Annotated in this window: 25 protein-coding genes; 8 read left to right on the forward strand and 17 right to left on the reverse strand. The window is 53.3% G+C overall.

Annotated features, from left to right (window positions below):
* Positions 1 to 5 precede the first annotated feature (5 nt).
* The 12 genes from ugpE to EX31_RS14805 all read right to left on the reverse strand — a co-directional run bounded on the left by ugpE (position 6) and on the right by EX31_RS14805 (position 11,423).
* The gene (gene ugpE, locus EX31_RS14750) at positions 6 to 851 is read right to left on the reverse strand and encodes a sn-glycerol-3-phosphate ABC transporter permease UgpE (RefSeq protein WP_013577457.1); all 846 of its coding nucleotides are present in this window, start codon (positions 849 to 851) and stop codon (positions 6 to 8) included.
* Positions 848 to 1,735, reverse strand: a complete 888-nt coding sequence (ugpA, locus tag EX31_RS14755; RefSeq protein WP_013577458.1) for a sn-glycerol-3-phosphate ABC transporter permease UgpA — start codon at positions 1,733 to 1,735, stop codon at positions 848 to 850. The genes ugpE and ugpA overlap by 4 nt, the downstream gene beginning before the upstream one ends.
* A 182-nt stretch (positions 1,736 to 1,917) precedes the next feature.
* Entirely contained in the window at positions 1,918 to 3,231 is a 1,314-nt protein-coding gene (ugpB, locus tag EX31_RS14760; RefSeq protein ID WP_013577459.1) for a sn-glycerol-3-phosphate ABC transporter substrate-binding protein UgpB, read from the reverse strand.
* A 202-nt stretch (positions 3,232 to 3,433) separates the two neighbouring features.
* Positions 3,434 to 3,913 carry an Hcp family type VI secretion system effector gene (locus tag EX31_RS14765; RefSeq protein WP_013577460.1) on the reverse strand — a complete coding sequence of 160 codons (480 nt, stop codon included), beginning with the start codon at positions 3,911 to 3,913 and terminating at the stop codon, positions 3,434 to 3,436.
* Positions 3,914 to 3,915: 2 nt separating this feature from the next.
* Entirely contained in the window at positions 3,916 to 4,176 is a 261-nt protein-coding gene (locus tag EX31_RS14770; protein WP_037035401.1) for a hypothetical protein, read from the reverse strand.
* Positions 4,163 to 4,777 carry a hypothetical protein gene (locus EX31_RS14775; protein WP_072012278.1) on the reverse strand — a complete coding sequence of 205 codons (615 nt, stop codon included), beginning with the start codon at positions 4,775 to 4,777 and terminating at the stop codon, positions 4,163 to 4,165. The genes EX31_RS14770 and EX31_RS14775 overlap by 14 nt, the downstream gene beginning before the upstream one ends.
* 344 nt (positions 4,778 to 5,121) lie before the next feature.
* Positions 5,122 to 6,309: an aminotransferase-like domain-containing protein gene (locus tag EX31_RS14780; protein WP_037035403.1), complete on the reverse strand. Its 1,188-nt coding sequence runs from the start codon at positions 6,307 to 6,309 to the stop codon at positions 5,122 to 5,124.
* Between the two features lie 131 nt (positions 6,310 to 6,440).
* Positions 6,441 to 7,142, reverse strand: coding sequence for a high-affinity branched-chain amino acid ABC transporter ATP-binding protein LivF (livF, locus tag EX31_RS14785; protein WP_013577464.1), 702 nt, complete (start codon positions 7,140 to 7,142; stop codon positions 6,441 to 6,443).
* Between the two features lie 27 nt (positions 7,143 to 7,169).
* The gene (gene livG, locus EX31_RS14790) at positions 7,170 to 7,940 is read right to left on the reverse strand and encodes a high-affinity branched-chain amino acid ABC transporter ATP-binding protein LivG (protein WP_013577465.1); all 771 of its coding nucleotides are present in this window, start codon (positions 7,938 to 7,940) and stop codon (positions 7,170 to 7,172) included.
* Entirely contained in the window at positions 7,937 to 9,226 is a 1,290-nt protein-coding gene (locus EX31_RS14795) for a high-affinity branched-chain amino acid ABC transporter permease LivM (protein WP_037035404.1), read from the reverse strand. Before EX31_RS14795 ends, livG begins: the two co-directional genes overlap by 4 nt.
* Positions 9,223 to 10,149 carry a high-affinity branched-chain amino acid ABC transporter permease LivH gene (livH, locus tag EX31_RS14800; protein WP_037035405.1) on the reverse strand — a complete coding sequence of 309 codons (927 nt, stop codon included), beginning with the start codon at positions 10,147 to 10,149 and terminating at the stop codon, positions 9,223 to 9,225. Before livH ends, EX31_RS14795 begins: the two co-directional genes overlap by 4 nt.
* Before the next feature lie 161 nt (positions 10,150 to 10,310).
* Entirely contained in the window at positions 10,311 to 11,423 is a 1,113-nt protein-coding gene (locus tag EX31_RS14805; protein WP_013577468.1) for a branched-chain amino acid ABC transporter substrate-binding protein, read from the reverse strand.
* Positions 11,424 to 11,826: 403 nt separating this feature from the next.
* On the opposite strand from EX31_RS14805, the gene panM reads away from it, so the two are divergent.
* The gene (panM, locus tag EX31_RS14810) at positions 11,827 to 12,207 is read left to right on the forward strand and encodes an aspartate 1-decarboxylase autocleavage activator PanM (protein ID WP_013577469.1); all 381 of its coding nucleotides are present in this window, start codon (positions 11,827 to 11,829) and stop codon (positions 12,205 to 12,207) included.
* Positions 12,208 to 12,284: 77 nt separating this feature from the next.
* Here the strand turns inward: panM and rpoH are convergent, their stop codons facing one another.
* The 4 genes from rpoH to ftsY all read right to left on the reverse strand — a co-directional run bounded on the left by rpoH (position 12,285) and on the right by ftsY (position 16,589).
* Positions 12,285 to 13,142, reverse strand: a complete 858-nt coding sequence (gene rpoH, locus EX31_RS14815) for an RNA polymerase sigma factor RpoH (RefSeq protein WP_013577470.1) — start codon at positions 13,140 to 13,142, stop codon at positions 12,285 to 12,287.
* Positions 13,143 to 13,459: 317 nt separating this feature from the next.
* Positions 13,460 to 14,440, reverse strand: coding sequence for a permease-like cell division protein FtsX (gene ftsX, locus EX31_RS14820; protein ID WP_013577471.1), 981 nt, complete (start codon positions 14,438 to 14,440; stop codon positions 13,460 to 13,462).
* Entirely contained in the window at positions 14,440 to 15,102 is a 663-nt protein-coding gene (gene ftsE / locus EX31_RS14825) for a cell division ATP-binding protein FtsE (RefSeq protein WP_013577472.1), read from the reverse strand. Before ftsE ends, ftsX begins: the two co-directional genes overlap by 1 nt.
* Before the next feature lie 5 nt (positions 15,103 to 15,107).
* The gene (gene ftsY / locus EX31_RS14830; RefSeq protein ID WP_037035406.1) at positions 15,108 to 16,589 is read right to left on the reverse strand and encodes a signal recognition particle-docking protein FtsY; all 1,482 of its coding nucleotides are present in this window, start codon (positions 16,587 to 16,589) and stop codon (positions 15,108 to 15,110) included.
* A gap of 226 nt (positions 16,590 to 16,815) precedes the next feature.
* Here ftsY and rsmD point away from each other — a divergent pair, with 226 nt between their 5' ends.
* The 4 genes from rsmD to EX31_RS14850 all read left to right on the forward strand — a co-directional run bounded on the left by rsmD (position 16,816) and on the right by EX31_RS14850 (position 21,010).
* The gene (gene rsmD, locus EX31_RS14835) at positions 16,816 to 17,424 is read left to right on the forward strand and encodes a 16S rRNA (guanine(966)-N(2))-methyltransferase (RefSeq protein WP_037035407.1); all 609 of its coding nucleotides are present in this window, start codon (positions 16,816 to 16,818) and stop codon (positions 17,422 to 17,424) included.
* Between the two features lie 4 nt (positions 17,425 to 17,428).
* Positions 17,429 to 17,707, forward strand: coding sequence for a DUF1145 family protein (locus tag EX31_RS14840; RefSeq protein ID WP_013577475.1), 279 nt, complete (start codon positions 17,429 to 17,431; stop codon positions 17,705 to 17,707).
* A 209-nt stretch (positions 17,708 to 17,916) separates the two neighbouring features.
* Complete coding sequence (locus tag EX31_RS14845) at positions 17,917 to 18,543, forward strand: lysoplasmalogenase (RefSeq protein WP_037035408.1); 627 nt, start codon at positions 17,917 to 17,919, stop codon at positions 18,541 to 18,543.
* Between the two features lie 112 nt (positions 18,544 to 18,655).
* Positions 18,656 to 21,010 carry a zinc/cadmium/mercury/lead-transporting ATPase gene (locus tag EX31_RS14850; protein ID WP_037035409.1) on the forward strand — a complete coding sequence of 785 codons (2,355 nt, stop codon included), beginning with the start codon at positions 18,656 to 18,658 and terminating at the stop codon, positions 21,008 to 21,010.
* A gap of 18 nt (positions 21,011 to 21,028) precedes the next feature.
* Here EX31_RS14850 and tusA read toward each other — a convergent pair whose 3' ends face one another.
* A complete protein-coding gene (tusA, locus tag EX31_RS14855) occupies positions 21,029 to 21,289 on the reverse strand; it encodes a sulfurtransferase TusA (protein ID WP_037035411.1) in 261 nt (86 codons plus the stop codon).
* 238 nt (positions 21,290 to 21,527) lie between these two features.
* Between tusA and EX31_RS14860 the strand changes: the two genes are divergently transcribed.
* The 3 genes from EX31_RS14860 (at position 21,528) to glpT (ending at position 24,482) form a co-directional block, all read left to right on the forward strand.
* Positions 21,528 to 22,199, forward strand: coding sequence for a 7-cyano-7-deazaguanine/7-aminomethyl-7-deazaguanine transporter (locus EX31_RS14860; protein WP_037035412.1), 672 nt, complete (start codon positions 21,528 to 21,530; stop codon positions 22,197 to 22,199).
* A gap of 125 nt (positions 22,200 to 22,324) precedes the next feature.
* Positions 22,325 to 22,891: a DcrB family lipoprotein gene (locus tag EX31_RS14865; RefSeq protein WP_013577480.1), complete on the forward strand. Its 567-nt coding sequence runs from the start codon at positions 22,325 to 22,327 to the stop codon at positions 22,889 to 22,891.
* A 238-nt stretch (positions 22,892 to 23,129) separates the two neighbouring features.
* Entirely contained in the window at positions 23,130 to 24,482 is a 1,353-nt protein-coding gene (gene glpT, locus EX31_RS14870) for a glycerol-3-phosphate transporter (RefSeq protein WP_013577484.1), read from the forward strand.
* Positions 24,483 to 24,514: the final 32 nt, after the last annotated feature.

The following is a 24,514-nucleotide window of genomic DNA, read 5'->3' on the forward strand; positions in this document are numbered from 1 at the left end:
TCAGTTTACTTCTCACTGTCTACCAGACCGCGCACAAACCAGCGCTGCATCAGGAGCACCACCGCCAGCGGTGGCAATAAGGTCAGGATCATGGCCGCCATCACCTGATTCCATTGGGTCGAGCCGTCGCCGGAGGAAATCATGCTTTTAATCCCCGCCACCGCCGTGCCCATCGAGACATCGCTGGTGATCAGGATCGGCCACAAATATTGGTTCCAGCCATAGATGAAGGTAATGACGAACAGTGCCGCAAGATTGGTTTTCGACAGCGGCAGCACAATGTCCCAGAAGAAGCGCATCGCGCCCGCGCCGTCGATACGCGCCGCCTCCAGCAGCTCATCCGGTAAGGTCATAAAGAACTGGCGGAACAGGAAGGTGGCGGTCGCCGAGGCCATCAGCGGCAACGTCAGGCCGGTGTAACTGTCGAGCATATGCAGATTGGCGATCACCTGGACGGTCGGGAAAATACGCACTTCCACCGGCAGCATCAGCGTCATGAAAATCAGCCAGAAGAACAGGTTACGCAGCGGAAATCGGAAGTAGACAATGGCGTAAGCCGAGAGCATCGACACCGAAATTTTACCGACGGTGATGACCATCGCCATGATGAAACTGTTGATCAGCATCCGTCCGAATGCCGGACTGCTGTTACCCGCCCCCTGCGTCCAGATCGTGGTGATGTTTTCCCACAAGTGCGTGCCCGGGATCAGCGTCATCGGCACGTCAAAAATCTGTTTATTGTCCAGCGACGCTGCCACAAACGCGACGTACAGCGGAAAGAGAATCACCAGCACGCCGAGCAGCAGCATGATGTGGCTGAAGATATCCAGCCCTCTGCGGTTTTCAATCATTGATAACGCACCTTACGCTCGACAAAGCGGAACTGAATGAACGTCAGGCCGCAAACCAGCAGCATCAGAATCACGGACTGGGCGGCAGAACTGGACAAGTCCAGACCGGAGAAACCTTCGCGATACACTTTGTAAATCAGGGTAGTGGTCGCCTGCATCGGGCCACCGGCCGTCGCAGCATCAATCACCGGGAAAGTATCGAAGAAGGCGTACACCAGATTGACCACCAGCAGGAAGAAACTGACCGGCGAAATCAGCGGCAATACCAGATTGAAGAAACGGCGAACCGGGCCTGCGCCATCGATAGCCGCTGCTTCCACCAGCGATTTAGGAATCGACTGCAACGCCGCCAGGAAGAACAGGAAGTTGTAGCTGACTTGCTTCCAGACCGATGCCAGTACCACCAGGAACATCGCCTGACCGCTGTTTTGCGCGTGGTTCCAGTTGTAGCCTATCGAGCCGAGGAAATGAGTAATCAGGCCCAGACCGGGGCTGAACAAGAACATCCACAAGACGGCGGCCACCGCAGGCGCAACGGCGTATGGCAGGATCATCAGCGTCTGATAAATCCGGCTGCCGCGCACAACGTGATCGACCAGTGCCGCGAAAAACAGCGAAACGGCCAGCCCGATAAACGCCACCATAAAACTGAATTTCAGCGTGGTGTAGAAAGAATCGAGATAGTACGAGTCCTGAAAAAGCTGCACGAAGTTAGTCAGACCGGCAAAGGTACTGGATAAGCCGAACGGATCCAGCGTCTGCACCGAATACCACAGCGCCTGACCGGCAGGCCACAGGAAGAATATCGCGGTGATTAACAGCTGCGGCAAAACCAGCGCGTAGGGCAACCAGCTGCAACCAAAACCGGGACGGTGTGAACTCATGATGGTTTACTCGTTGATATAAAAGACTCCCCGAAAGGGAGCAAACCAGGTTGGTTTTGAATTTGGCTTTTGCCCCCCCCCCCTGCGAAGGGGGAGGTTGGGAGGGGGTTTGGCAAGCGACTGAGTTGTCTTTAATACCCCACCCCAGCCCTCCCCTTCGCAGGGGAGGGAGCAAAACTGGATTACTTAGTAGAAGCTTCGAAGCGACGTAACAGTAAGTTCCCGCGCTGTACTGCAGTGTCTAACGCTTCTTTGGCCGTTTTCTTGCCGCTCCATACGCTTTCCAGCTCTTCATCCAGGATGGTACGGATCTGAGGCATGTTGCCCAGACGCAGACCTTTGGTGAACGGCAACGGTGGCTTGTTCAGCATCTGGCGGGTGGCGACGTCAGAACCCGGGTTCTTCTCGTAGAAGCCTTCTTTCCTGGTCAGCTCATACGCGGCAGTCGTCACCGGCAGATAACCGGTTTTCTGATGCCATTCGGCTGCGATTTCCGGCGTGGTCAGGAATTGCAGGAATTCGGCAACGCCTTTGTAGGTGTCTTTGTCTTTGCCGTTCATCACCCACAGGCTTGCACCGCCGATGATGGCGTTTTGCGGTGCGCCTTTGATGTCTGCGTCGTAAGGCATCATGCCTACGCCGTAGTTGAATTTAGAATACTGACGGATGTCAGCCAGTGAACCGGAAGACGCGGTAGTCATCGCGCAATCGCCGTTATAGAACTTGGCGGTGGATTCGTCTTTACGACCAAAATAGGTGAAATCACCTTTCTTGTTCATATCTTCAAGCATCTGGATGTGTTTGATTTGCTCGGGTTTGTTGAATTCCAGAACCGCATCGGTGCCATCGAAGCCGTTGTTTTTGGTGGCGATTGGCAGACCGTGCCAGGCGCTGAAGTTCTCAATCTGGATCCAACCCTGCCAGCCGCTGGCGTAACCACATTTCATGCCCGCTTCACGCAATTTCTCGGTGTACGCAGCCATATCCTGCCAGGTTTTCGGCGGCTGATCCGGGTTCAGACCGGCTTTCTTAAAGGCATCTTTGTTGTAATACAGCACCGGCGTGGAGCTGTTGAAAGGCTGGGACAGCAGACGGCCTTTGGAATCGGAGTAATAACCGGAAACGGTCGGCACGAACTGGGAAACGTCTTCTTTAATGCCCGCATCGCTGAACACTTCGTAAACCGGTTTGATGGCTTTGCTGGCCATCATGGTCGCGGTGCCAACTTCGTAAACCTGCAAAATCGCAGGCGCATTACCGGTGCGGTACGCGGCAATACCGGCCGCCAGGCTTTCATCGTATTTGCCTTTGTAGACAGGCATGATTTTGACATCAGGGTGCGTCTGGTTAAAACGGTCGGCCAGCGAGTTCACTTCTTTGCCTAACTCGCCGTCCATAGAGTGCCAGAAAGGGATTTCTGTCACAGCGAAGGCATTGGCGCTGAAAGCCAGCGTCAGCGCGGTGCCAATGACCGTTTTTTTGAGGTTGATGAACATGCCTGTCTCCTGAATTCTGCTGGTGTGCTGCAAGTGCAGCCTGAAGTATGCCGGGTAGAGTCGGGAGGTAAAATGACACGGAAAAATGACAATAAGGTTACGGGAAAGTTAAGCGGGGATGACAGGCAGATGGCAAAAAATTAGGTTCATGCCGGTTAAACGTTAGGAAAAACCGTCCGCAGGACGGCTTATCTTATTAGATTTATGCTACGGTGCGTTCATTCCAACTGTCTTTAAATATTATGTTCCCATCGACATATTTCCATTGAATTGACTCATAGCGCATTTCAATATTTTCCAGATGCGTTCCTGTTCCCGAACCGGGATGAAGGCTAGGAGTAATTCCGGTGATCTTCACATTTTCCATGCGAATGTTGAAATACTCTGCTTCTACACCCGCGTCTAATATGTGATACATCTTAAACTCAGCGGATTTAAGCGTAATTCCCTGACTAATCGTACGGTAAAGTATTGGCGTCGTGCGATCAAATTCCTTTTGAAATAATATCGGTGTATGAATACGCGTACCTGTCAATTTCCCAGTATTTCTATCCGTCGGAACTGTCAGGTGGTGTGAAAGTGATTTCACTTCAATAGAACCCACACGCCCGTGAACATTACAACTTCCGATAACAGGAGAACCATTTTCATCCGTTAACCACAAATAAGCAGGATTAGACATTTTTATTTCCTTAATTTAATGTTTCGGCTTTTTTTCCTATAGCCTTCTATTTTTCCGATGCACTTTGATACACAGAAGAAACAAACCAGCCATCCTGCGGCATAAACGAATTTCATAGGCCACACAACTGGCAGCATAAGGCTTCCGATTAACCCGCCAACAAAAAGCACAGATTCAAAAAAATCCCATACGTTGACGACGGCAAATATCACCCATTTCGCTGCGCCTTTTGCGACAACAAGAAGCGGTTTATTGTGTGACATGCAGTTTTCGCCCTACAGCATCGATTATCCTGTCAAACGCAGGCTGTCCGCGCGTAGCACCTATGTGCACCGCATCAATGAACGGCTTAACAGCGGGTTCAAAAAGAAAGTAGGTAAGGTCATAATCATGGGGTCGAAGGAGCCAGTAAATCTCCGGTGCTTCGATGGCAAGGCTTTCTGATTTTCTTATTGAGCGCTCACTCATTCCCCCTATAAGCAAAATCATCGTCACCCTGCCAATCCAGTTTTTGGCACTTTGTGCACCGATAAATGACACTCTCGCCAGCACAGCAGCACCAATCACCGCAATAAGTTTCGCGGTAAGTAAACGCCCGGCAATCGAGGATACCACGCCACGATAGACATTATTTTGTTTGGTCACTGAAGCATATTTATCGAATTCTTTAAATATGATCTCTACCGCATTTGTTATATGCTTGTAATTGAGTATGTCATTATGTATTGCTTCAGCCATACGAAAACGCTGTGTCTGATGTGCAAAACGGGAATCTGTATCAAAATATCCTATGGCCAGGTAACCCATATCTAAAGGAACGGTAAGCGCACCATTTATTAATCCGGTAATTGTGGCTGGGGACATTATGATATCTGAAATTCTATTTGCAACATCATCTATATCACTTGAAATGTTATCGATATCTGCCACGATAAACCTCCCTGATTTCGTGTTGATATGACCTTAATACATTAAGGGTTAAATGAACAAGTGTTATAAATTCAATTTTTCTATTAAATGTGGGGTATACCGCGGAATATCAGGGAGCAATATGAATGAGGTACTGTACTTGCCAGCAACTGACCCTGGCTGTCTGGCAGATAGAGGTTTACCCTTAAACGACCCCACTTTTTCTGGCGCCAGAGCGACGGAGCAAAAATAAAGCGCCTTGTATAAACAAAGCGCCTTAGATGAGAAATACGGGAAAATTACAGGGCGCGTTTCAGGCGGGCGACTGCCTCGTGCATTTGCTCCTCGGTCGCGGTGGCGAATGACAGACGGAAGGTCGAGTGATCCGGATTATCTGCATAGAAGAATTCACCCGGGACAAACACCACGCCCTGCTCCAGCGTCTTTTTCATCCAGTCAGCGCAGTTACGCGGCTCGCGGAAACGCGCCCACAGGAACATGCCGCCTTTCGGATATTCAAACGTCAGCACATCGCCCAGCTCGCGTTCCAGTAGTCCGGCCATGATCTCGCATTTATTTTTATACGCCGCACGGATGGTTTCGATCTGCTTCGGCAGACGACCCAGGCCGAGATAGTATTCCGCAATGCTCTGCGACAGCGCGCTGGCGTGCAGATCGGCGGCCTGTTTGATGATGGCAACTTTGTGCAGCAGCCAGTCAGGCATAATCACCCAGCCCAGACGCAGGCCCGGTGCCAGAATTTTGGAAAACGTTGAGGTATAGATGATGTTATCCGCGTGACCAAACATCGCTTTCGACAGCTCAAACAGCGTCGGCTGGCGTTCGTCGGTGAAACGCAGTTCGCCGTACGGGTCATCTTCTACAATCAGGAATTCGTGCTGTGCTGCCAGTTTCACCAGTTGCTCACGACGGGCACGGCTCAGGGTTACGCCGCTCGGGTTTCCGAACGTTGGCACCAGATACACGCCTTTAATCTTCTGCGTTTTTAGCCGTTCCGCCAGCTCATCAACAATCATGCCGTCGCCGTCAGAACCGACGGACAGCAGTTTAGCTTCGGCCAGTTCCAGGGTTTGTAACGCCGCCAGATAGGTCGGGCGCTCCACCACGAAAACATCATCGGGGTTCACCACGGCGCGCATCACCAAATCCAGCGCCTGCTGGGAGCCTGCAGTGACCACGATATCTTCAGGCTGCGCAACCACACCACGCTCCTGACAAAGCTCAGCAATACGCTCACGCAGCGTATAACTGCCTTCGGTCAGACCATACTGGAACGCATGTTCCGGCTGTTCAGTAATGGCCAGCTGTGTGGCTTCACGCAGGCCGTCGAAATCAAAAAGCGCCGAAGAAGGAATACCACCCGCCAGCGAAATAACGCCTTCCATCTTGCTATGTTTCAGCAATTCCCGGATGGCTGAACTTTTAAGCCTGACCATACGGGCGGCGAGTAAACCTTCTGTGTTCATGACATGTTCCTGATGATGTGCAAAGTTATACGAATGTAAGAGATGTTAATTTATAGACAAAATAAAAACCGCAAAGCGCTTGCCGTGCGGTTTGTTAGATTTAACACAGATTTTTAAAATACGAAGCCAATTTATGCGCCGAGATAGGCCGCACGCACCGCTTCGTTCGCCAGCAATGCCGCACCGGTATCTTCCAGCACCACATGACCATTCTCCAGAACGTAACCACGATCAGCGAGTTTCAGCGCCTGATTGGCGTTTTGCTCGACCAGGAAGATGGTCATTCCTTCTTCGCGCAATTGCTGGATAGTATCGAAAATCTGCTGGATGATGATGGGCGCCAGCCCCAGCGACGGCTCATCGAGCAGCAGCAAACGTGGCTGGCTCATCAGCGCACGGCCAATCGCCAGCATCTGTTGCTCACCGCCGGACATGGTGCCTGACCGCTGCACACGACGCTCTTTCAGGCGCGGGAACAACGTAAACACGCGCTCCAGCCGTTCCTGATACTGATCGCGTGTGGCAAAGAAACCGCCCATCGCCAGATTCTCTTCCACCGTCATGCGTGAGAACACGCGGCGGCCTTCCGGCACAATCGCGATATCGCCACGCATGATTTTGGCGGTCTGCCACTGCGTGATGTCTTTTCCTTCGAAAATAATCGAGCCATTCGTCGCACGTGGTTCGCCACATAAACTGCCAAGTAGTGTGGTTTTACCCGCGCCGTTCGCGCCGATCAGCGTGACGATTTCCCCTTTATTAATACTCAGGCTGACTTCATGCAGCGCCTGAATTTTGCCGTAATGGGCGGATACCTGATTAAATGACAACATCTTGTTCTGTCCCTTAGCCTTCGCCCATTAACCTTCGCCTAAATAGGCGCGGATCACGTCAGGATTATTACGAATTTCAGCCGGTGTGCCTTGTGCCAGCGGCGTGCCCTGATTCACCACGTAGATGCGGTCGGAAATACCCATTACCAGTTTCATGTCGTGCTCAATCAGCAGAACAGACACGTTGTGCTGGTTACGCAATTCGGCAATCAGCTGGTTAAGCTCTTCGGTTTCACGCGGATTAAGACCGGCCGCCGGTTCGTCGAGCATCAGGATTTCAGGACGCGTCACCATGCAGCGGACAATTTCCAGCCGGCGTTGCTGGCCGTAAGCCAGATTACCCGCCTGACGGTTTGCCAGCTCGAGCAATCCGACACGTTCCAGCCAGTCAGCAGCGCGATCCAAAGCATCGGCTTCAGCGCGACGAAAGCCCGGCGTTTTGAACAGCCCAGCCAGCACGCCGCTTTTCAGGTGCTGATGCTGCGCGACCAGCAGGTTTTCGATCACCGTCATTTCACGGAACAGACGCACGTGCTGGAAAGTACGTACCACGCCCATGCGGGCAATTTTCTGCCCCGGTAAACCTTCCAGATGCTGATCACGCAGTTTAATGGTGCCGCCGCTCGGTTTGTAGAAACCGGTCAGGCAGTTAAATACCGTGGTTTTACCGGCACCGTTCGGGCCGATCAGCGAAACAATTTCGCCCTGATTGAGATTCAGTGCCACGTTGTTGACCGCCAGCAGGCCGCCAAAACGCATCATCAACCCTTCAACCGCTAACAGAGGTTGCGTACTCATGCCTTTTCCCCCTGATCCGCGATTTGTTGCTTAGACAGCTTCAGTTTCAGTTGCGGGCGCTTCATCGGCAGTAATCCCTGCGGACGCCAGATCATCATCAGCACCATTAATGCGCCGAGCAGCAACATGCTGTACTCGTTGAGATCACGCATCAGTTCGCGGGACACCACCAGCAAAATAGCCGCCAGAATGACTGCAAACTGCGAGCCCATCCCGCCGAGCACGACGATAGCCAGCACGAAGGCGGATTCCGCAAAGGTGAAGGATTCCGGGCTGACAAAGCCCTGACGCGCCGCAAACAGCGTACCGGCGAAACCGGCAAACGCAGCGCTGATGGTGAACGCGGTCAGTTTGATGCGGGTCGGGTTCAGGCCCAGTGAACGGCAGGCAATTTCATCTTCACGCAAGGCTTCCCATGCACGGCCGAGCGGCATACGCAGCAAACGGTTGATGATGAACAATGTGGCGATCACCAGCAGCAGTGCCACCATGTACAGGAAGATAATGCGGTCGCTGGGATCATACGTAACATTAAAGAAGTTGCTGAAGGTATCCCAGCCGCCGTCGCGCGGTGTACGGCTGAATTCCAGCCCGAACAGCGTCGGTTTCGGGATCTGGCTGATGCCGTTCGGTCCGCCGGTCAGTTCGGTATTATTGAGCAGCAGGATGCGGACGATTTCCCCAAAGCCCAGCGTCACAATCGCCAGATAGTCACCACGCAGCCGCAGAACCGGGAAGCCAAGCAGGAAACCAAACGCCGCCGATACCAGACCAGCCAGCGGTAAGGCTTCCCAGAATCCGATGCCGTAATAGTGATTGAGCAGCGCGTAGGTGTAAGCGCCGATGGCATAAAAGCCGCCGTAACCCAGCACCAGCAGGCCGGACAATCCGACTACCACGTTCAGCCCCAGACCGAGCATGATGTAGATGAGCGTCAGCGTGGCGATATCCACCGTGCCGCGCGAGACGATAAACGGCCAGGCGATAGCGGCGATAATCAGCACCAGCGCCAGCAGTTTTTGTTTCGGCGTCGAGCCATCAAAGCTCGGCAAAACCCAGCCCGGACCCGAGACCTTTTTCAGGCCGCTGCTGACCATCGGGCGGAATAGCTGGAATACGAACACGATGGCGCAGCCGATGGCAATCCACGTCCAGCGCACTTCACCGGCGCCGTTGACCACCAGTTTTGTGCCGTCGAGGCTCAGTTGCAATCCCATGATGAATGCTGCCAGCACCAGCAGGACGAAAGCGGAGACCAGCGCATTTAACAGATTCAGGCGCTTCATACTTTCTCAACCTCCGGACGACCCAGAATACCGGTCGGCAGCACCAGCAACACGACGATCAGCAGTGCAAAGGAAACCACGTCTTTGTATTCGGTGCTCAGATACGCTGAGGTCAGCGCTTCAGCCACGCCCAGAATCAGGCCACCGATCATCGCCCCCGGAATACTGCCGATCCCACCAAGAACCGCGGCGGTGAAAGCTTTCATACCGGCCATGAAGCCGATATACGGATTGATTACGCCGTAGAACTGACCGAGCAGAACACCCGCTACGGCCGCCATTAACGCGCCAATGACGAAGGTTAGCGAAATCACGCGGTCAGTGCTGATCCCCAGCAGGCTGGCCATTTTGAGGTCTTCGGCGCAGGCACGACAGGCGCGACCCATACGCGAATAACGGATGAACAGCGTCAGCGCCAGCATCGCGACAAACGTGACGACCCAGATAATCAGCTGCATGGTGCTGATGGTCGCCGCAAAGCCGTTGGTTTCACCCAGTTTCCACTGGCCGGTCACCAGACTCGGTAAGGCGAGATCGCGTGAGCCCTGCGTGAGGCTGACGTAGTTTTGCAGAAAAATTGACATCCCGATGGCAGAAATCAGTGCAATCAGACGCTTGGAGTTACGCACCGGCTTATACGCCACGCGTTCAATACTCCAGCCATAGGCACTGGAAATTACAATCGCGGCGATAAAACCGGCACCGATCAGCAACCAGCTGGCGTCGATACCCATCATCATCAGGGCGGCGATAACGATAAAGGAGACATAACTGCCGATCATATACACCTCGCCGTGGGCGAAGTTGATCATGCCGATAATGCCGTAAACCATGGTGTAACCAATGGCGATCAGCGCATAAGTGCTGCCCAACGTGACACCGTTGAACATTTGCTGAATGAAATAGAGGAGCTGCTCTGACATACCCTATCCTTATTAATCAAGGGTTTGATAACTTGTGCTACTCCCCCCCCTGCGAAGGGGAGGTTGGGAGGGGGTTTTGCAAACAACGCCGTTGCCATTAATACCCCACCCCAGCCCTCCCCTTCGCAGGGGAGGGAGCGGAGAACCACTTTGGTGCGGTTTTATTTGATTGGGGTAGACGTGCCGTCTTTATGCCACTCGAAAATACCGAATTCGAATCCTTTCAGGTCACCTTTTGCATCCCAGCTCAGCGGGCCCATCACGGTATCCACTGGCGCTGATTTCAGGTTTTTGGCGATATCTGCCGGTTCCATGCTGCCGCTGCGTTCCATACCGGTAGTCAGCGCCTGCAATGCGGCGTAAGTCGTCCAGACGAACGGACCGGTTGGATCCAGTTTCTTGGCTTTCAGGGCATCCACAATTGGCTGGTTAGCCGGCACCTGATCATAACGTTTTGGCAGGGTCACCAGCATGCCTTCAGAAGCATCACCGGCAATGTTAGACAGTGAGGAGTTGCCCACACCTTCCGGGCCCATGAATTTAGCTGCCAGACCGGCTTGTTTTGACTGACGCAGGATCTGCCCCATTTCCGGGTAATAGCCGCCGAAATAAACGAAATCGACGTTTTCTTTCTTCAGACGCGCCACCAGTGTGGAGAAGTCTTTGTCGCCTGCGGTCACGCCTTCAAACAGGACAACGTTGCCGCCGCCTTTTTTCAGTGCATCCTGTACAGAACGGGCCAGGCCTTCACCGTATTGCTGTTTATCATGCACCACGGCGATACGTTTTGGTTTGATAGTGTCGAGGATGTATTTCGCTGCGGTCGGGCCTTGATCAGAATCCAGGCCAGTAGTGCGCATCACCATTTTATAACCACGGGTGGTCAGGTCAGCGTTAGTCGCCGCCGGGGTGATCATCAGCACGCCTTCATCTTCATAGATGTCGGAAGCAGGCTGAGTAGAAGAAGAACACAGGTGGCCGATCACGTAACGAATACCGTCGTTGATCACTTTGTTGGCAACCGCAACGGCTTGTTTCGGATCACAGGCATCGTCATATTCCACGCCAACCAGTTTATCGCCCTTCACGCCGCCTTTGGCATTGATATCAGCGATCGCTTGTTTTGCCCCCGTAAACTCCATGTCACCGTACTGGGCGACCGGACCTGACATAGCACCGACAATGGCGACTTTGATGTCTTTTGCGAACGCCGCCTGACTCATTGCTAATGCAATACACCCTGCCAGCCAGATCTTACCCTTTGTTACTTTCATCCGATTACCCCGTTCATGTGTGTGTTGTGGTTTGCTCTTTGTTGCCTGTTCAAAACATCATCACTTTGGAAATTTAGTATAAGTAATAACGAGTTACCGGCTTATTTCGTCTTATTTTCGAATAAGACTTTATAATTCATATCATTAAACAGGAATTTTCTTCTGCAAATCAAATAGCACAATCAGAAATATGAGGTGTAAACAGAATTTTATTTGGCTGAAAAGGCGGTGTAGATTTAAACAATCAGTCGTTAACACTGGCTTTATTGATTAAAGCCAACATTTATCGCTTATGCAGAGATCACTAAAAAACTTTTCGACCTGTTACTGTACAAAAAAAGTTACGCCCGATTTCTAGTGGATTCCGCTACACTGACGCTCCCTTTTTCTGACCTTGCGCATCATGAAATTAACTATCCAAAAACTGACGTCGCTCAGCGTGCAGGACCTGATCGACCTGGCAAAAATCTGGCCGGAGCAAACTGAAAGTGACTGGCAAGCCAGCCTGCAAAATAACCGTGCGCTGTTCGCTGCGGTGTTTAATGAACGCATTCTGGGCGCAGTGAAAATCAGGCTCGACGGTAATCAGGCTGAACTGAGTGATTTGCTGGTGCGCGAAGTCACGCGCCGTCGCGGTGTCGGATTGTATCTGATGGAAGATGTACAGGCGCAACTGCCGCAGGTGGAAAGCTGGACGATGAAAGCGGATCCGGAGCCCGTGCTGGATGCATTTATGCTGGCGTGCGGTTTTGTACGTGAAGGCAATGTCTGGAAAAAATCCTGAGCACAGCCTGCCCGCGCGGATTTTCAGTCATAAAAAAAGCGACCCGAAGGTCGCTTTTTCGTTTTGCGTTGCGGGGATCAGGCTTCGATCGCCATACGCAGTTTTTTCATCGCGTTCTTTTCCAGCTGACGAACACGTTCTGCAGACACACCGTATTTATCGGCAAGCTCCTGCAGGGTCGATTTGTTTTCGTCGTCTAACCAGCGGGCACGAATGATATCCTGACTGCGTTCGTCCAGACCTTCCATTGCAGAGGAAAGTTTGTCGGTGGCATCCTGATCCCAGTTATCTTCTTCGATAGTTTCTGCAAAGTCAGAACTCTTGTCTTGCAGATACAGCATCGGTGCCATCGCTGCGCCGTCGCGTGGTTCATCATCCGGCGTCGGATCAAACGTCATGTCCTGTGCGGCCATGCGTGATTCCATTTCCAGCACATCTTTGCTCGTCACACCCAGTTCGCGGGCGACGTGCTCGACTTCGTCGTGGCTGAACCAGCCCAGACGCTGTTTGTTCTTACGCAGGTTGAAGAACAGCTTACGCTGCGCTTTGGTGGTAGCGACTTTCACGATGCGCCAGTTACGCAGCACATATTCGTGAATTTCCGCTTTGATCCAATGCACAGCAAAGGATACCAGACGGACACCGACTTCCGGATTAAAACGGCGAACCGCTTTCATCAGGCCGATATTCCCTTCCTGGATAAGGTCTGCCTGAGGCAAACCGTAGCCTGAATAGTTGCGGGCAATGTGAGCAACAAAGCGCAGGTGAGACAGGATCAGCTCTTTCGCTGCTTCCAGATCACCGTTGTAATGCAGCCGTTCAGCCAGCGCCCGTTCTTCCTCTGCGGTGAGCATAGGATAGGCATTGGCCGCCCGAACATAGGCTTCCAGGCTACCTTGGGGTACTAATGCTAAAGTGCGCATTTCTTTGGTCATTAAAGCCTCTCATGTATGACGTAATGCAGGTTTTATACCACGTTGCTGCGGGATGATACCGCGACATTGCTGGCCTTAAAGGCGACAACAAAGCAACGCCGAGCCCTTCATATTCGCTGCTCTACGACCACGAATTTTACATAAAGTTCACGGAAAGAATCAACAGTCTGAAGACTGTAAGTGACAGACTGACTATTGGATAGTGAATTTGTGCCATTACGGGGAAAGCAGGAAAATGATGTGGCGGGCTGACCTGAAACAGCTTCCCCCTGAGACACAATTACTGAGCCGCAGGGGGACATTATAGCAAATTCTCACTACTGTGGTGTAAATCGCCGTAAATGTTGAACCGTCGCCAGCCAGGCGGCAATCCAGCCAATCATCGCGGAAACGATCAGCAGTAACAGGCTTTCGTCCCAGCCCAGACCGTGCAGGTCAAAGGTGGTGCCGAAGACTTGCGCAACCTGCGTCACCACGCTCTCAAGCCGCAACACCAGCACTTCCGAGAGGATGAGTGATAACAATGCACCGGTGAAACCGAGCATCGCGCCACCGTTGAGGAACGGCCGCAAAATAAAGCCATCGGTCGCGCCAATTAGCTTCATCACGTTAATGGTATCGCGGCGGCTGAAGATGCTCAGTCGCACACTGTTACCAATAACGAGGAAGACGGCGATCACCATCAGAATGCCGATCATCGCCGCAATCTGCCCGACCAGACCGGTCAGCGCCGCAAGACGGGCAAACCAACTGTCGTCCATCCGCACTTCATCAACGCCATGTACAGCCGCCACGCGGTCACGCAACGTGCTGAGTGTCGCAGAGTCCTGGAAATTCATTTTAGGCGTGATGATCGCCACCGCTGGCAACGGGTTTTGCTCCAGCATATCCATTGCGCCGCCAAAGCCTGACCAGTTGCGGAATTCACCCATCGCCTCTTCACGGGACAGATAATTAACTTTATCCACGCCCGCTTCGGTTTTCAGGGTTTTGACCACGTTTTCTGCGGCGTCATCATCCAGCGCTTTATCGAGATAAACGGTCAGTTGTGGCGTCGGATACCACTGCTCCGCCGCCGTACTGACGTTTTTCCACACCAGATAACACACGCTCGGCAGCGTCAGGGAAATGGCGATTACCATCACCGTCAGCAGCGTTGCCAGTGGCTGACGCAGCATGTCAGCCAGCGCGTTCATCCAGGCATAGCGCCACTGTTCGCGCCAGCCGCCCTGCAACGCTTTACTTTTCGCGGCACGGGCGCTTTTTGCAGTTTTAGCCGGATTCGGACTGTTCGCCATTAGTACACCCCTCCCGACATACGCCCCTGACTCAGCGTCAGCGTGCGGTAATTACGACGGGCAATCAGACCCACATCATGCGTCGCCATCAGAACGGTAACGCCGACGCGGTTAAATTCTTCGAACAGACGCAAAATGCCTTCCGACAATTCGCCATCGAGGTTACCGGTCGGTTCATCCGCCAGCAGCACCGCGGGCTTGTTCACCACCGCACGGGCAATGCCCACACGCTGTTGTTCACCGCCGGAAAGCTGGATTGGCAAGTTCTTCGCTTTATCCAGTAATCCGACTTTATCCAGCGCAGCCGACACGCGGCGGCGGATATCTTCACTGCTTGCACCTGAAATGATCAGCGGCATCGCCACGTTGTCATACACGGTACGATCCATCAGCAGGTGGTGATCCTGAAAGATCATGCCGATCTGACGACGCAGGAACGGCACTTCGCTGGATTTCAGGCGGCTGATATCATGACCGCCAAACAAAATGTGTCCGGCACTCGGACGCTCTATGCCGCAAATCAGCTTCAGCAGGGTACTTTTACCCGCGCCAGAGTGTCCGGTCAGAAATGCCATTTCTGCTTGCTGGATATGAAAATTGACGCCCTGAAGCGCCTGTCGTCCGCCCAGATAAGCTTTACTGACCTGTTCAAAGCGAATCATCCGTATTAATCCTCTCGGGCAAAAAGTGCCTCAATAAAATCGTCTGCCTTAAACGGCCTTAAATCTTCGATACCTTCACCGACACCAATGTAGCGGATCGGAATGCTGAACTGATCGGCGATGGCAAAGATCACGCCGCCTTTCGCGGTGCCATCCAGTTTAGTCAGCGTTATCCCGGTCAGCCCGACGGCTTCGTTGAATAATTTCGCCTGACTCACTGCGTTCTGGCCGGTGCTGGCATCGAGCGTCAGCATCACTTCATGCGGCGCATCTTCGTCGAGCTTCTTCATCACGCGGACGATTTTCTTCAGCTCTTCCATCAGGTGCGCTTTGTTTTGCAAACGCCCGGCGGTATCAGCAATCAGCACGTCGATATTGCGGGCTTTCGCCGCCTGAATGGCATCGAAGATAACCGACGCGGAATCGGCACCGGTGTGCTGCGCAATCACCGGGATCTTGTTACGCTGACCCCAGACTTGCAACTGTTCAACGGCTGCGGCACGGAAGGTGTCGCCTGCTGCCAGCATCACGGATTTACTCTGTGCTTCAAACTGGCGCGCCATTTTACCGATGGTGGTGGTTTTACCGACACCGTTCACGCCGACCATCAGAATGACATACGGGGTTTTCCCGCTGACATCCAGTGGCTCGTCAACTTTCGCCAGTATTTCGGACATTTCTTCCTTCAGCTTGCCGTACAGCGCATCTGCGTCTTTCAGTTGCTTACGTGAGGCATGTTCAGTCAGTGAAGTGATGATTTTTCGGGTGGTCTCGACGCCAACGTCGGCGATCAGCAGCTGTTCTTCCAGCTCCTCAAACAGATCGTCGTCGATTTTCTTACCACGGAACAGACCAACGAAACCGGAGCCGAGATTCTGCTTGGTTTTGACCAGGCTGCGTTTCAGACGGGCGAAGAACCCTTCTTTGGTCGGGCGTTCCTGCTCGGTTTCACCGGCGGGCAACACCACAATCGGATCCAGCACCACAGGTAAGGGTTCGTCCACAGCGACAGAATCATCAATCGAATCAATGGCGTCCTGACGCAGATCTTCGGCAATTTCTTCTGCCGATTCAACAAATTCGTCTTCAGCGATATCTTCAACAACGGCAGGCTGCGCGGCAACCTGCTCAGTGATGTGAACAATTTCTTCTGCCAGTTCAGCGGCGGCCTGCTCGCGAACCGGTTCAGGTTTGTCTTCCGGCTCAGGCTCTGTCAGCGGTTCGGGTACAATTTCCGGTTCCGGCTCAACAAATGGCTCGGGTTCAATTTCAGGCTCAGGTTGAACGTGTGCGGCCGGTTCAGTTTCAGGTTCTGCTTCAACTTCAGGTTCTGCAACAGCCTCGCGAGCTACCGGGACTGCCGGTTCTTCCGTCAGTTGTTCTTCGACAACCGGCTGTTCTTCGCGTGTTTCTTCCTTCTGCTGCTCTTCTTCCTGACGGCCACGACCGAACCAGGAGAAGAAACCGCGTTTTTTATCTTTTGCCATTTTACAACTTCACTCCTCGCCGTTAATGACTGGCGAACGGATTATTAATAGGGTTATGGTCAGGCAGTCTATCACTTTCCCCTGCGGGCAACACGCCCGCGTATTGAATTCCGCTGGTTTTTCAATCGACAATGTTAAACATTTGCCCATTGCCCGCACACCGGTAGAATAGCCCTCCAAACGATAGGCAACGAAGCCCGACGGCTTTGGATGACACAAGCGAACTATGGCAAAGAAACCCAACACGCCCGCCGCAGGCCAGATCCGAATTATTGGCGGACAATGGCGCGGACGCAAACTTCCGGTCCCTCACAGCCCGGGGCTGCGTCCGACCACCGATCGCGTGCGCGAAACGCTGTTTAACTGGCTTGCGCCAGTTTTACAGGGCGCACATTGTCTGGACTGTTTTGCAGGCAGCGGCGCACTCGGTCTGGAAGCCTTGTCCCGCTATGCGGCCAGCGCGACATTGCTGGAGTTTGAGCGCCCGGTTGCGCAACAGTTAGAGAAAAACCTGGCGCTGCTAAACGCCAGTGATGCGAAAGTATTTAACGTCAATGCCCTGAACTGGCTGGCAAAAGCCGGAAGCGCCTTTGATGTGGTTTTCCTCGATCCGCCTTTCCGCAAAGGCATTCTGCAAGACACCCTGAACCTGCTGGAGCAAAACCAGTGGCTGGCCGATGAAGCCTGGATTTATGTCGAAACAGAAGCCGAACATGACACGCTGGATGTGCCTGCCCGCTGGCGCTTACACCGTGAGAAAGTCGCCGGACAAGTTGCTTATCGTCTTTATCATCGCGATGTGACGCCTGAAACCGGCTCACCAGAACAGGAGTAGTAAGATGTTGATCAATATTGGTCGGTTGTTGATGTTATGTATTTGGGCGTTTCTGGCGTTTAACCTGATCCACCCGTTCCCGAAGCCGATCAAATACTTTTTAGACGTGGCAATTGTCTTCATGTTCTTTATGCATGGCCTGCAGGTGATGCTGCTTAAAGCCACGCAGGGCAAGGAAAAGGACACCATCGGGCCGTGGCTGCAAACCCGCATCTTCCTGTTCGGCGTCTTCGAACTGATGGCGTGGCAGAAAAAACAGCCTCCGTTGCCAGCCAAAAAGTAATCCCCGCTTTTACGGCGCGCCCTGCGCCGTAAATTCCCCCTATCCTAAACCAACATTCATCAGACCCGCCGTTACGGGGATTTCTGATTGTCGCCGCCATGCTCTCTCTCCTACACTGAAAGCAAGTTCAGGAAAACAGGATGTGTTTTCCCGCAAGCAGACCCTGACATCGGTTTTATGTTCTGTTCTGAAATATAAAAGGATAAACAATGAGTTGGCCATTCCTCGCTGTATTTTTCTCTGGCTGGTTGTTCGTTGACGCCAGCTATCGTGGCCCGCGCTGGCAGCGCTGGGTCTTTAAACCCGTCACCTTACTATTACTGCTGTTGCTGGCCTGGCAGGCGCCGACACTCAACGTTTACAGCTATCTGATTTTACTGGGTCTGGCGGCGACACTGGTGGCAGACAGCCTGTTACTGCTGCCTGAAGAACGCTTCATGTACGCCATCGGTGCCTTCTTCCTGTCGCATCTGCTGTATACGCTGAGTTTCGCCAGCCAGATGACCATCACCTTCTTCTGGCCGCTGCCGCTGACGTTACTGATCATCGGCGCGATACTTCTTGCGGTGATCTGGGCACGGCTGGCGGAGCTGCGATGGCCAGTGACCACTTACATCGCCATGACCCTGCTGATGGTCTGGCTGGCTGGCGAACAGTATTTTGCCCGCAGTACCGACATGGCATTTTCGCTGTTCTGCGGCGCAGCGCTGTTACTGCTGGGGAATATTTTCTGGCTGCTCAGCCGATACCGCTTCACCTTCCGCGCCGCCGACGCGCTGGTTGCCGCCTGTTATTTCGGCGGGCACTTCCTGATCGTCCGGTCGTTATACCTGTAATATCCCACAGCGGAACCGTTCTGGTTCCGCTGATAAAATACTTGTTGACCTTAGAGCCGACTCCAACGTTTACACTGGGGGTAATTCCACTCGGTTTCGAACCGGAGGCTTTATGATCCCACTGCAAAAAAACAACACCTGTCGCTGCGGATGTCAGGGCAAACATGCGCCTGCACTGCGTATCAACAAAATTGGCGCTATTGCGCAGCCCGGCACACATCCGGCTGGCTGCTGTAGCGAAAAAACCCCGCTGGCGGTTTCCGCCTGCTCCACCACTGACAGCTGCTGTGCGCCAAAAACAGGTGAGCACTCACATACATCGGACGATGGCAACGCCGAAGGTTCGCCGGGCGAAGACGAACCCGCCTCACCGCTTTCCGGCAGTCAGCAATACAGCTGGAAAGTACAAGGTATGGACTGCCCTGCCTGTGCCCGAAAAATTGAAAAAGCCGTTTCCGGTATTGATGGTATCAGCCACGCTAAAGTGCTGTTCGCTACTGAAAAGCTGGTGATTGATGCAGGTTTTGATATCACCCAACCCGTGCAAAATGCCGTTACCGCCGCAGGTTTTACCCTGCAATCGCTCGACAAACCGCAGGAAAAACCCACCGCCGAACCTTCCCGTTTGCAGGAAGCGCTGCCGCTGATCGCTCTTTCGGTTCTGATGCTGCTGAGCTGGGTGCTCGATCATTTCAACCCGCAACTGGGTAAAATCGCGTTTATCGCCACGACACTGGTCGGGCTCTGGCCGGTACTGCGTCAGGCGATTCGCCAGACCCGCGCCGGTTCGCCATTCGCCATCGAAACGCTGATGAGTATCGCCGCGATCGGCGCACTCTTTATCGGTGCGACAGCCGAAGCCGCCATGGTTCTGTTGCTGTTTATGGTGGGCGAACGCCTTGAGGCTTTTGCCTCCAGCCGGGCACGCAGCGGCGTAAAAGCGCTGATGGCGCTGATCCCGGATACCGCTGTCCGCATTGTGAATGGCAAATCTGAAACCGTGCCGGTCAGCAGCTTGCGCCCCGGCGATATCATTGAAATCGCGGCAGGTGCACGCCTGCCTGCCGACGCTGTTTTACAAATCGCCGCCAGTTTCGACGAAAGCGCGCTGACCGGCGAATCAGTTCCGGTGGATCATCTGCCCGGTGAAAAAGTCCCCGCAGGCAGCCTGTGCGTTGACCGGCTGGCACGCCTCGAAGTGGCTTCCGCGCCGGGCAACAGCGCCATTGACCGCATTTTGCAACTGATTGAAGAAGCCGATGAACGCCGTGCGCCGATCGAGCGTTTCCTCGATACTTTCAGCCGCTATTACACGCCGGTCATTATGCTGATGTCGTTGCTGGTGATTATCGTGCCGCCACTGGCGATGGGGCTATCGTGGGAAACCTGGATTTACCGCGGGCTGACGCTGCTGCTGATTGGCTGTCCGTGTGCGCTGGTGATTTCGACGCCAGCAGCGATTACGTCCGGGCTGGCAGCAGCCACGCGTCAGGGTGCATTGATTAAAGGCGGTGCAGCGCTGGAACAGCTGGCGCTGATTCAAACCGTTGCCCTGGATAAAACCGGTACGCTGACCGAAGGCAAACCTGAAGTTACCGACGTTTTACTGCTGAACGGCGCAAGCGAAGGCGAAGTATTAAGTCTGGCATCAGCGGTGGAAGAAGGTTCGCATCACCCGCTGGCGCAGGCGATTTTGGCCCGTGCAAAAACCAGTAATCCGCTACCGCTCACGGCGCAGGATCGCCGCGCGCTGGCCGGTTCCGGCGTGGAAGGCCTCGTTTCAGGCCGCAAAATTCAGGTGCTGGCACCGAAAAGTGTGGCTGAAAACAGCCTGACGGCAGAAACCCTCGCGCAAATTACTGACTGGGAATCCACCGGAAAAACCGTGGTGGTGGTGTTGCAGGAAGAAAACGCGATCGGGCTGATTGCCATGCAGGATCGTCTGCGGGATGACGCGGCCGAGGCATTGCAGAAACTGAAAGCGCTCGGCGTGTCGGCGGTCATGCTGACCGGCGACAATCCGCGGGCGGCGAAAACTATCGCTGACCGGCTCGGCATTGATTTCCGTGCGGGCTTACTGCCTGCGGATAAAGTCTCAGCAGTCACCGCGCTGAATGCACTGAAACCGGTGGCCATGGTCGGTGACGGCATTAACGATGCGCCCGCCATGAAAGCCGCGACTATCGGTATTGCGATGGGAAGCGGAACGGACGTCGCACTGGAAACGGCGGATGCGGCACTGACGCATAACCGCCTGAGCGGGCTGGCGCAGATGATCAGCCTTTCGCGTGCTACACGGGCGAATATCCGTCAGAACATCACGATTGCGCTGGGGCTGAAAGCGATTTTCCTGGTCACCACGCTGATGGGATTGACCGGATTGTGGCTGGCGGTGCTGGCGGATTCCGGCGCAACGGCGCTGGTGACCGCCAATGCGTTAAGGCTGTTGCGCAATAAATCGAAATAAACAACACGGGCTGAGCCATCAGCCCTGTTTTTCCAACAGACCTTTGCAAATCAAATAGCGATAAGGCTGAGTTTCGGTATCCGAGGCCAGCAGCGTATGTTCCATAAAACGGCAGAAACCGGGGATATCGCGGGTCGTTGCCGGATCATCAGCGATGATCAATAACGTTTCGCCGTCTTGCATGGTGCGTACCGCTTTACGAACCATCATCACTGGCTCCGGGCAACGCAGACCCAACGCATCAAGCTGATGGTCAGGATTGATAAAGGGGTCGGTCATTTCGTGTCTCAACATCTACATACGTGAATGGGCGGTTGTTTGGCAAAGGCGGATAGTTTAACCCGCTGGTTTTCTGGCGCAACAAACACGGCTGATTGCGCTAAAATTAACCGGTAGATCTGTTGCGCAAACGGTGCGCAAACAGGTACTATGCGCGCCGCACGCCATTACGGGTGCGAAAGTAAAAATTTTCTTGGGTTCCCTCACCCCAATTTATTCATAAAAAAAGGTCACATATATGTACTCTTTTACTGCTCAGCAGCGGTTTTCCGCGCTGATATGGCTTTCGCTATTCCACATCGCCATCATCACCTCCAGTAACTATCTGGTTCAGTTACCCGTTTCCATTTTTGGTTTCCATACCACCTGGGGCGCGTTCACTTTCCCGTTTATTTTTCTGGCTACCGATCTGACCGTCCGTATATTTGGCGCGCCGCTGGCACGACGGATTATTCTGTCCGTGATGGTGCCTGCACTGGCCATTTCCTATGTCATCTCGGCGTTATTCTTTGAAGCGCAATGGCAAGGCGTGGAAGCGCTCAGCAGCCTGAATATCATGGTCGCCCGTATCGCCACCGCCAGTTTTATGGCGTATGTGCTGGGGCAAATTCTTGACGTTCATGTGTTTAACCGCCTGCGCCAGAACCGCCGCTGGTGGATAGCACCGGTCGCCTCAATGTTCCTCGGCAATATCAGCGATACCCTGTCCTTCTTCTTTAGCGCTTTCTACAAAAGCAGCGATGCCTTTATGGCACAGCACTGGGTAGAAATAGCGATGGTGGATTACACCTTCAAGGTGCTGATCTGCCTGGTGTTCTTCCTGCCGATGTACGGCATGCTGCTGAATATGCTGCTTAAGCGTTTATCAGCACAAGGAAACAACCCGCATTCCGCCATCAGTGCGCACTAAACCGGGTCGCCGGGAAGACACAAATGGCGCCATAATCTGACTTGCATTTGTGGCCTGAATAGGTTGCCATAAAGGCTGTTAAGTCAACATGTAAGCCTGGTGAACAGGCCACTTAAGGAAGCCCGATGCGTAATATCGCGAAAATGATGGGAATGGCAGTACTGATCGCCGGTCTGGCTGCGTGTGACGGTAAGTCGACCGATGCACCTGCCGCAGATAAAGGCGCACCAGCGGCCGCAGCCACGGCAGCCACCACGCCGGTCAGCCTGCTGGACGGCAAAGTCACCTTCTCCCTGCCGCAGGGAATGAGCGACCAGAGCGGTAAACTGGGCACACAGGCAAATAATATGCACGTGTATGCAGACAGCACCGGACAGAAAGCGGTGATTGTCATTTTGGGTGATAACACCCCGGAATCACTGGACGTTCTGGCGGGTCGTTTACAGGATCAGCAAAAAGCGCGCGATACCAATCTGCAAGTCGTCACCAATAAATCTATTCAGGTCAACGGCCAGACATTGCAGCAGTACGACAGCGTGATCACTTCTGCTGGTCAGAAAGCCTATTCGTCTATCGTTTTGGGCAAGGTCGACAGCCATCTGCTGACCCTGCAAATTACTCTGCCTGCTGATAATCAGCAGCAGGCGCAGACCGATGCGGAAGCCATTATCAGCACACTGAAAATTCAATAATTTCAGACCGTGTGAAAATATCAGGCGGAGCTCAGGCTCCGCTTTTTTTGTTTCTTATTGTCACCCTCGCTCACAAAATCGCCTCCCTATGTAATAAAAATGTAACATTTTCGTCATAAATCACAGTTCGTTTGTGCGCGAATGGCTAAAATGATGTTCGTTTTGGAACACATTGGCTCCGCCATTTCGTCCGTGGCTCATGATGAGTCCGCCCTGATTTATGCCATCGGAGGCATTTATGCTCAGTATCTTTAAACCCGCGCCCCACAAAGCTCCTGTTGATGAGGCTCACGTCGATCCGCTGTACCGCCGTCTCCGCTGGCAAATCTTCATGGGGATTTTCTTCGGTTATGCGGCCTACTATCTGGTGCGCAAAAACTTCGCGCTGGCCATGCCTTATCTGATTGATCAGGGCTTCTCCCGTGGAGACTTAGGGTTCGCACTGTCCGGGATTTCCATTGCTTATGGCATCTCAAAATTCATCATGGGTTCGGTGTCTGACCGTTCGAATCCGCGCGTATTTCTGCCCGCCGGTTTGATTCTGGCGGCGGCCGTGATGTTGTTTATGGGCTTCGTGCCGTGGGCAACCTCAAGCATTGCCATCATGTTTGTGTTGCTGTTCCTGTGCGGCTGGTTCCAGGGCATGGGCTGGCCGCCGTGCGGACGTACGATGGTGCACTGGTGGTCGCAGAAAGAACGCGGCGGCGTGGTGTCGGTGTGGAACTGTGCGCATAACGTCGGCGGCGGTATTCCTCCGCTGCTGTTCCTGCTCGGTATGGCGTGGTTTAACGACTGGCATGCAGCGCTGTATATGCCTGCCTTCGGCGCGATTCTGCTGGCGGTGTTTGCCTTCATGACCATGCGCGATACACCGCAATCCTGTGGTCTGCCGCCCATTGAAGAATACAAAAACGATTATCCGCCGGACTATGTGAAAGAGTCCGCCGAGCAGGAACTGACGGCGAAACAGATTTTCATGCAGTACATTTTGCCGAACAAATTGCTGTGGTATATCGCACTGGCTAACGTCTTTGTCTATCTGCTGCGTTACGGCATTCTCGACTGGTCACCAACGTATCTGAAAGAAGTGAAGCATTTCGCGCTGGATAAATCCTCGTGGGCGTATTTCCTTTATGAATACGCTGGCATTCCCGGCACGCTGCTGTGTGGCTGGATGTCGGATAAAGTTTTCAAAGGCAATCGTGGTGCCACCGGCGTGTTCTTCATGGTGCTGGTGACTATCGCTACCGTCGTTTACTGGCTGAATCCGGTCGGCAATCCGGGTATTGATATGGCCTGTATGATCACCATCGGTTTCCTGATTTACGGGCCGGTGATGCTGATTGGGTTACATGCGCTGGAACTGGCACCGAAGAAAGCAGCCGGTACCGCCGCGGGCTTTACCGGACTGTTTGGTTATCTGGGCGGCTCGGTCGCGGCCAGCGCCATTGTCGGTTATACCGTGGATTATTTTGGCTGGGACGGTGGCTTTATCGTGATGATCGCCGGTTGTGTGCTGGCTGTTCTGTTGCTGTTACTGACCATGCTGAGTGAAAACAAACACAAAGCGCAGCTGGCTAAAAACATCTGACTTTGATTTATCTTCGTTGGGAAGGCACCGGA

The sequence above is a fragment of the Rahnella sp. WP5 genome (genome assembly GCF_000745615.1).
Taxonomy (GTDB): domain Bacteria; phylum Pseudomonadota; class Gammaproteobacteria; order Enterobacterales; family Enterobacteriaceae; genus Rahnella; species Rahnella aceris.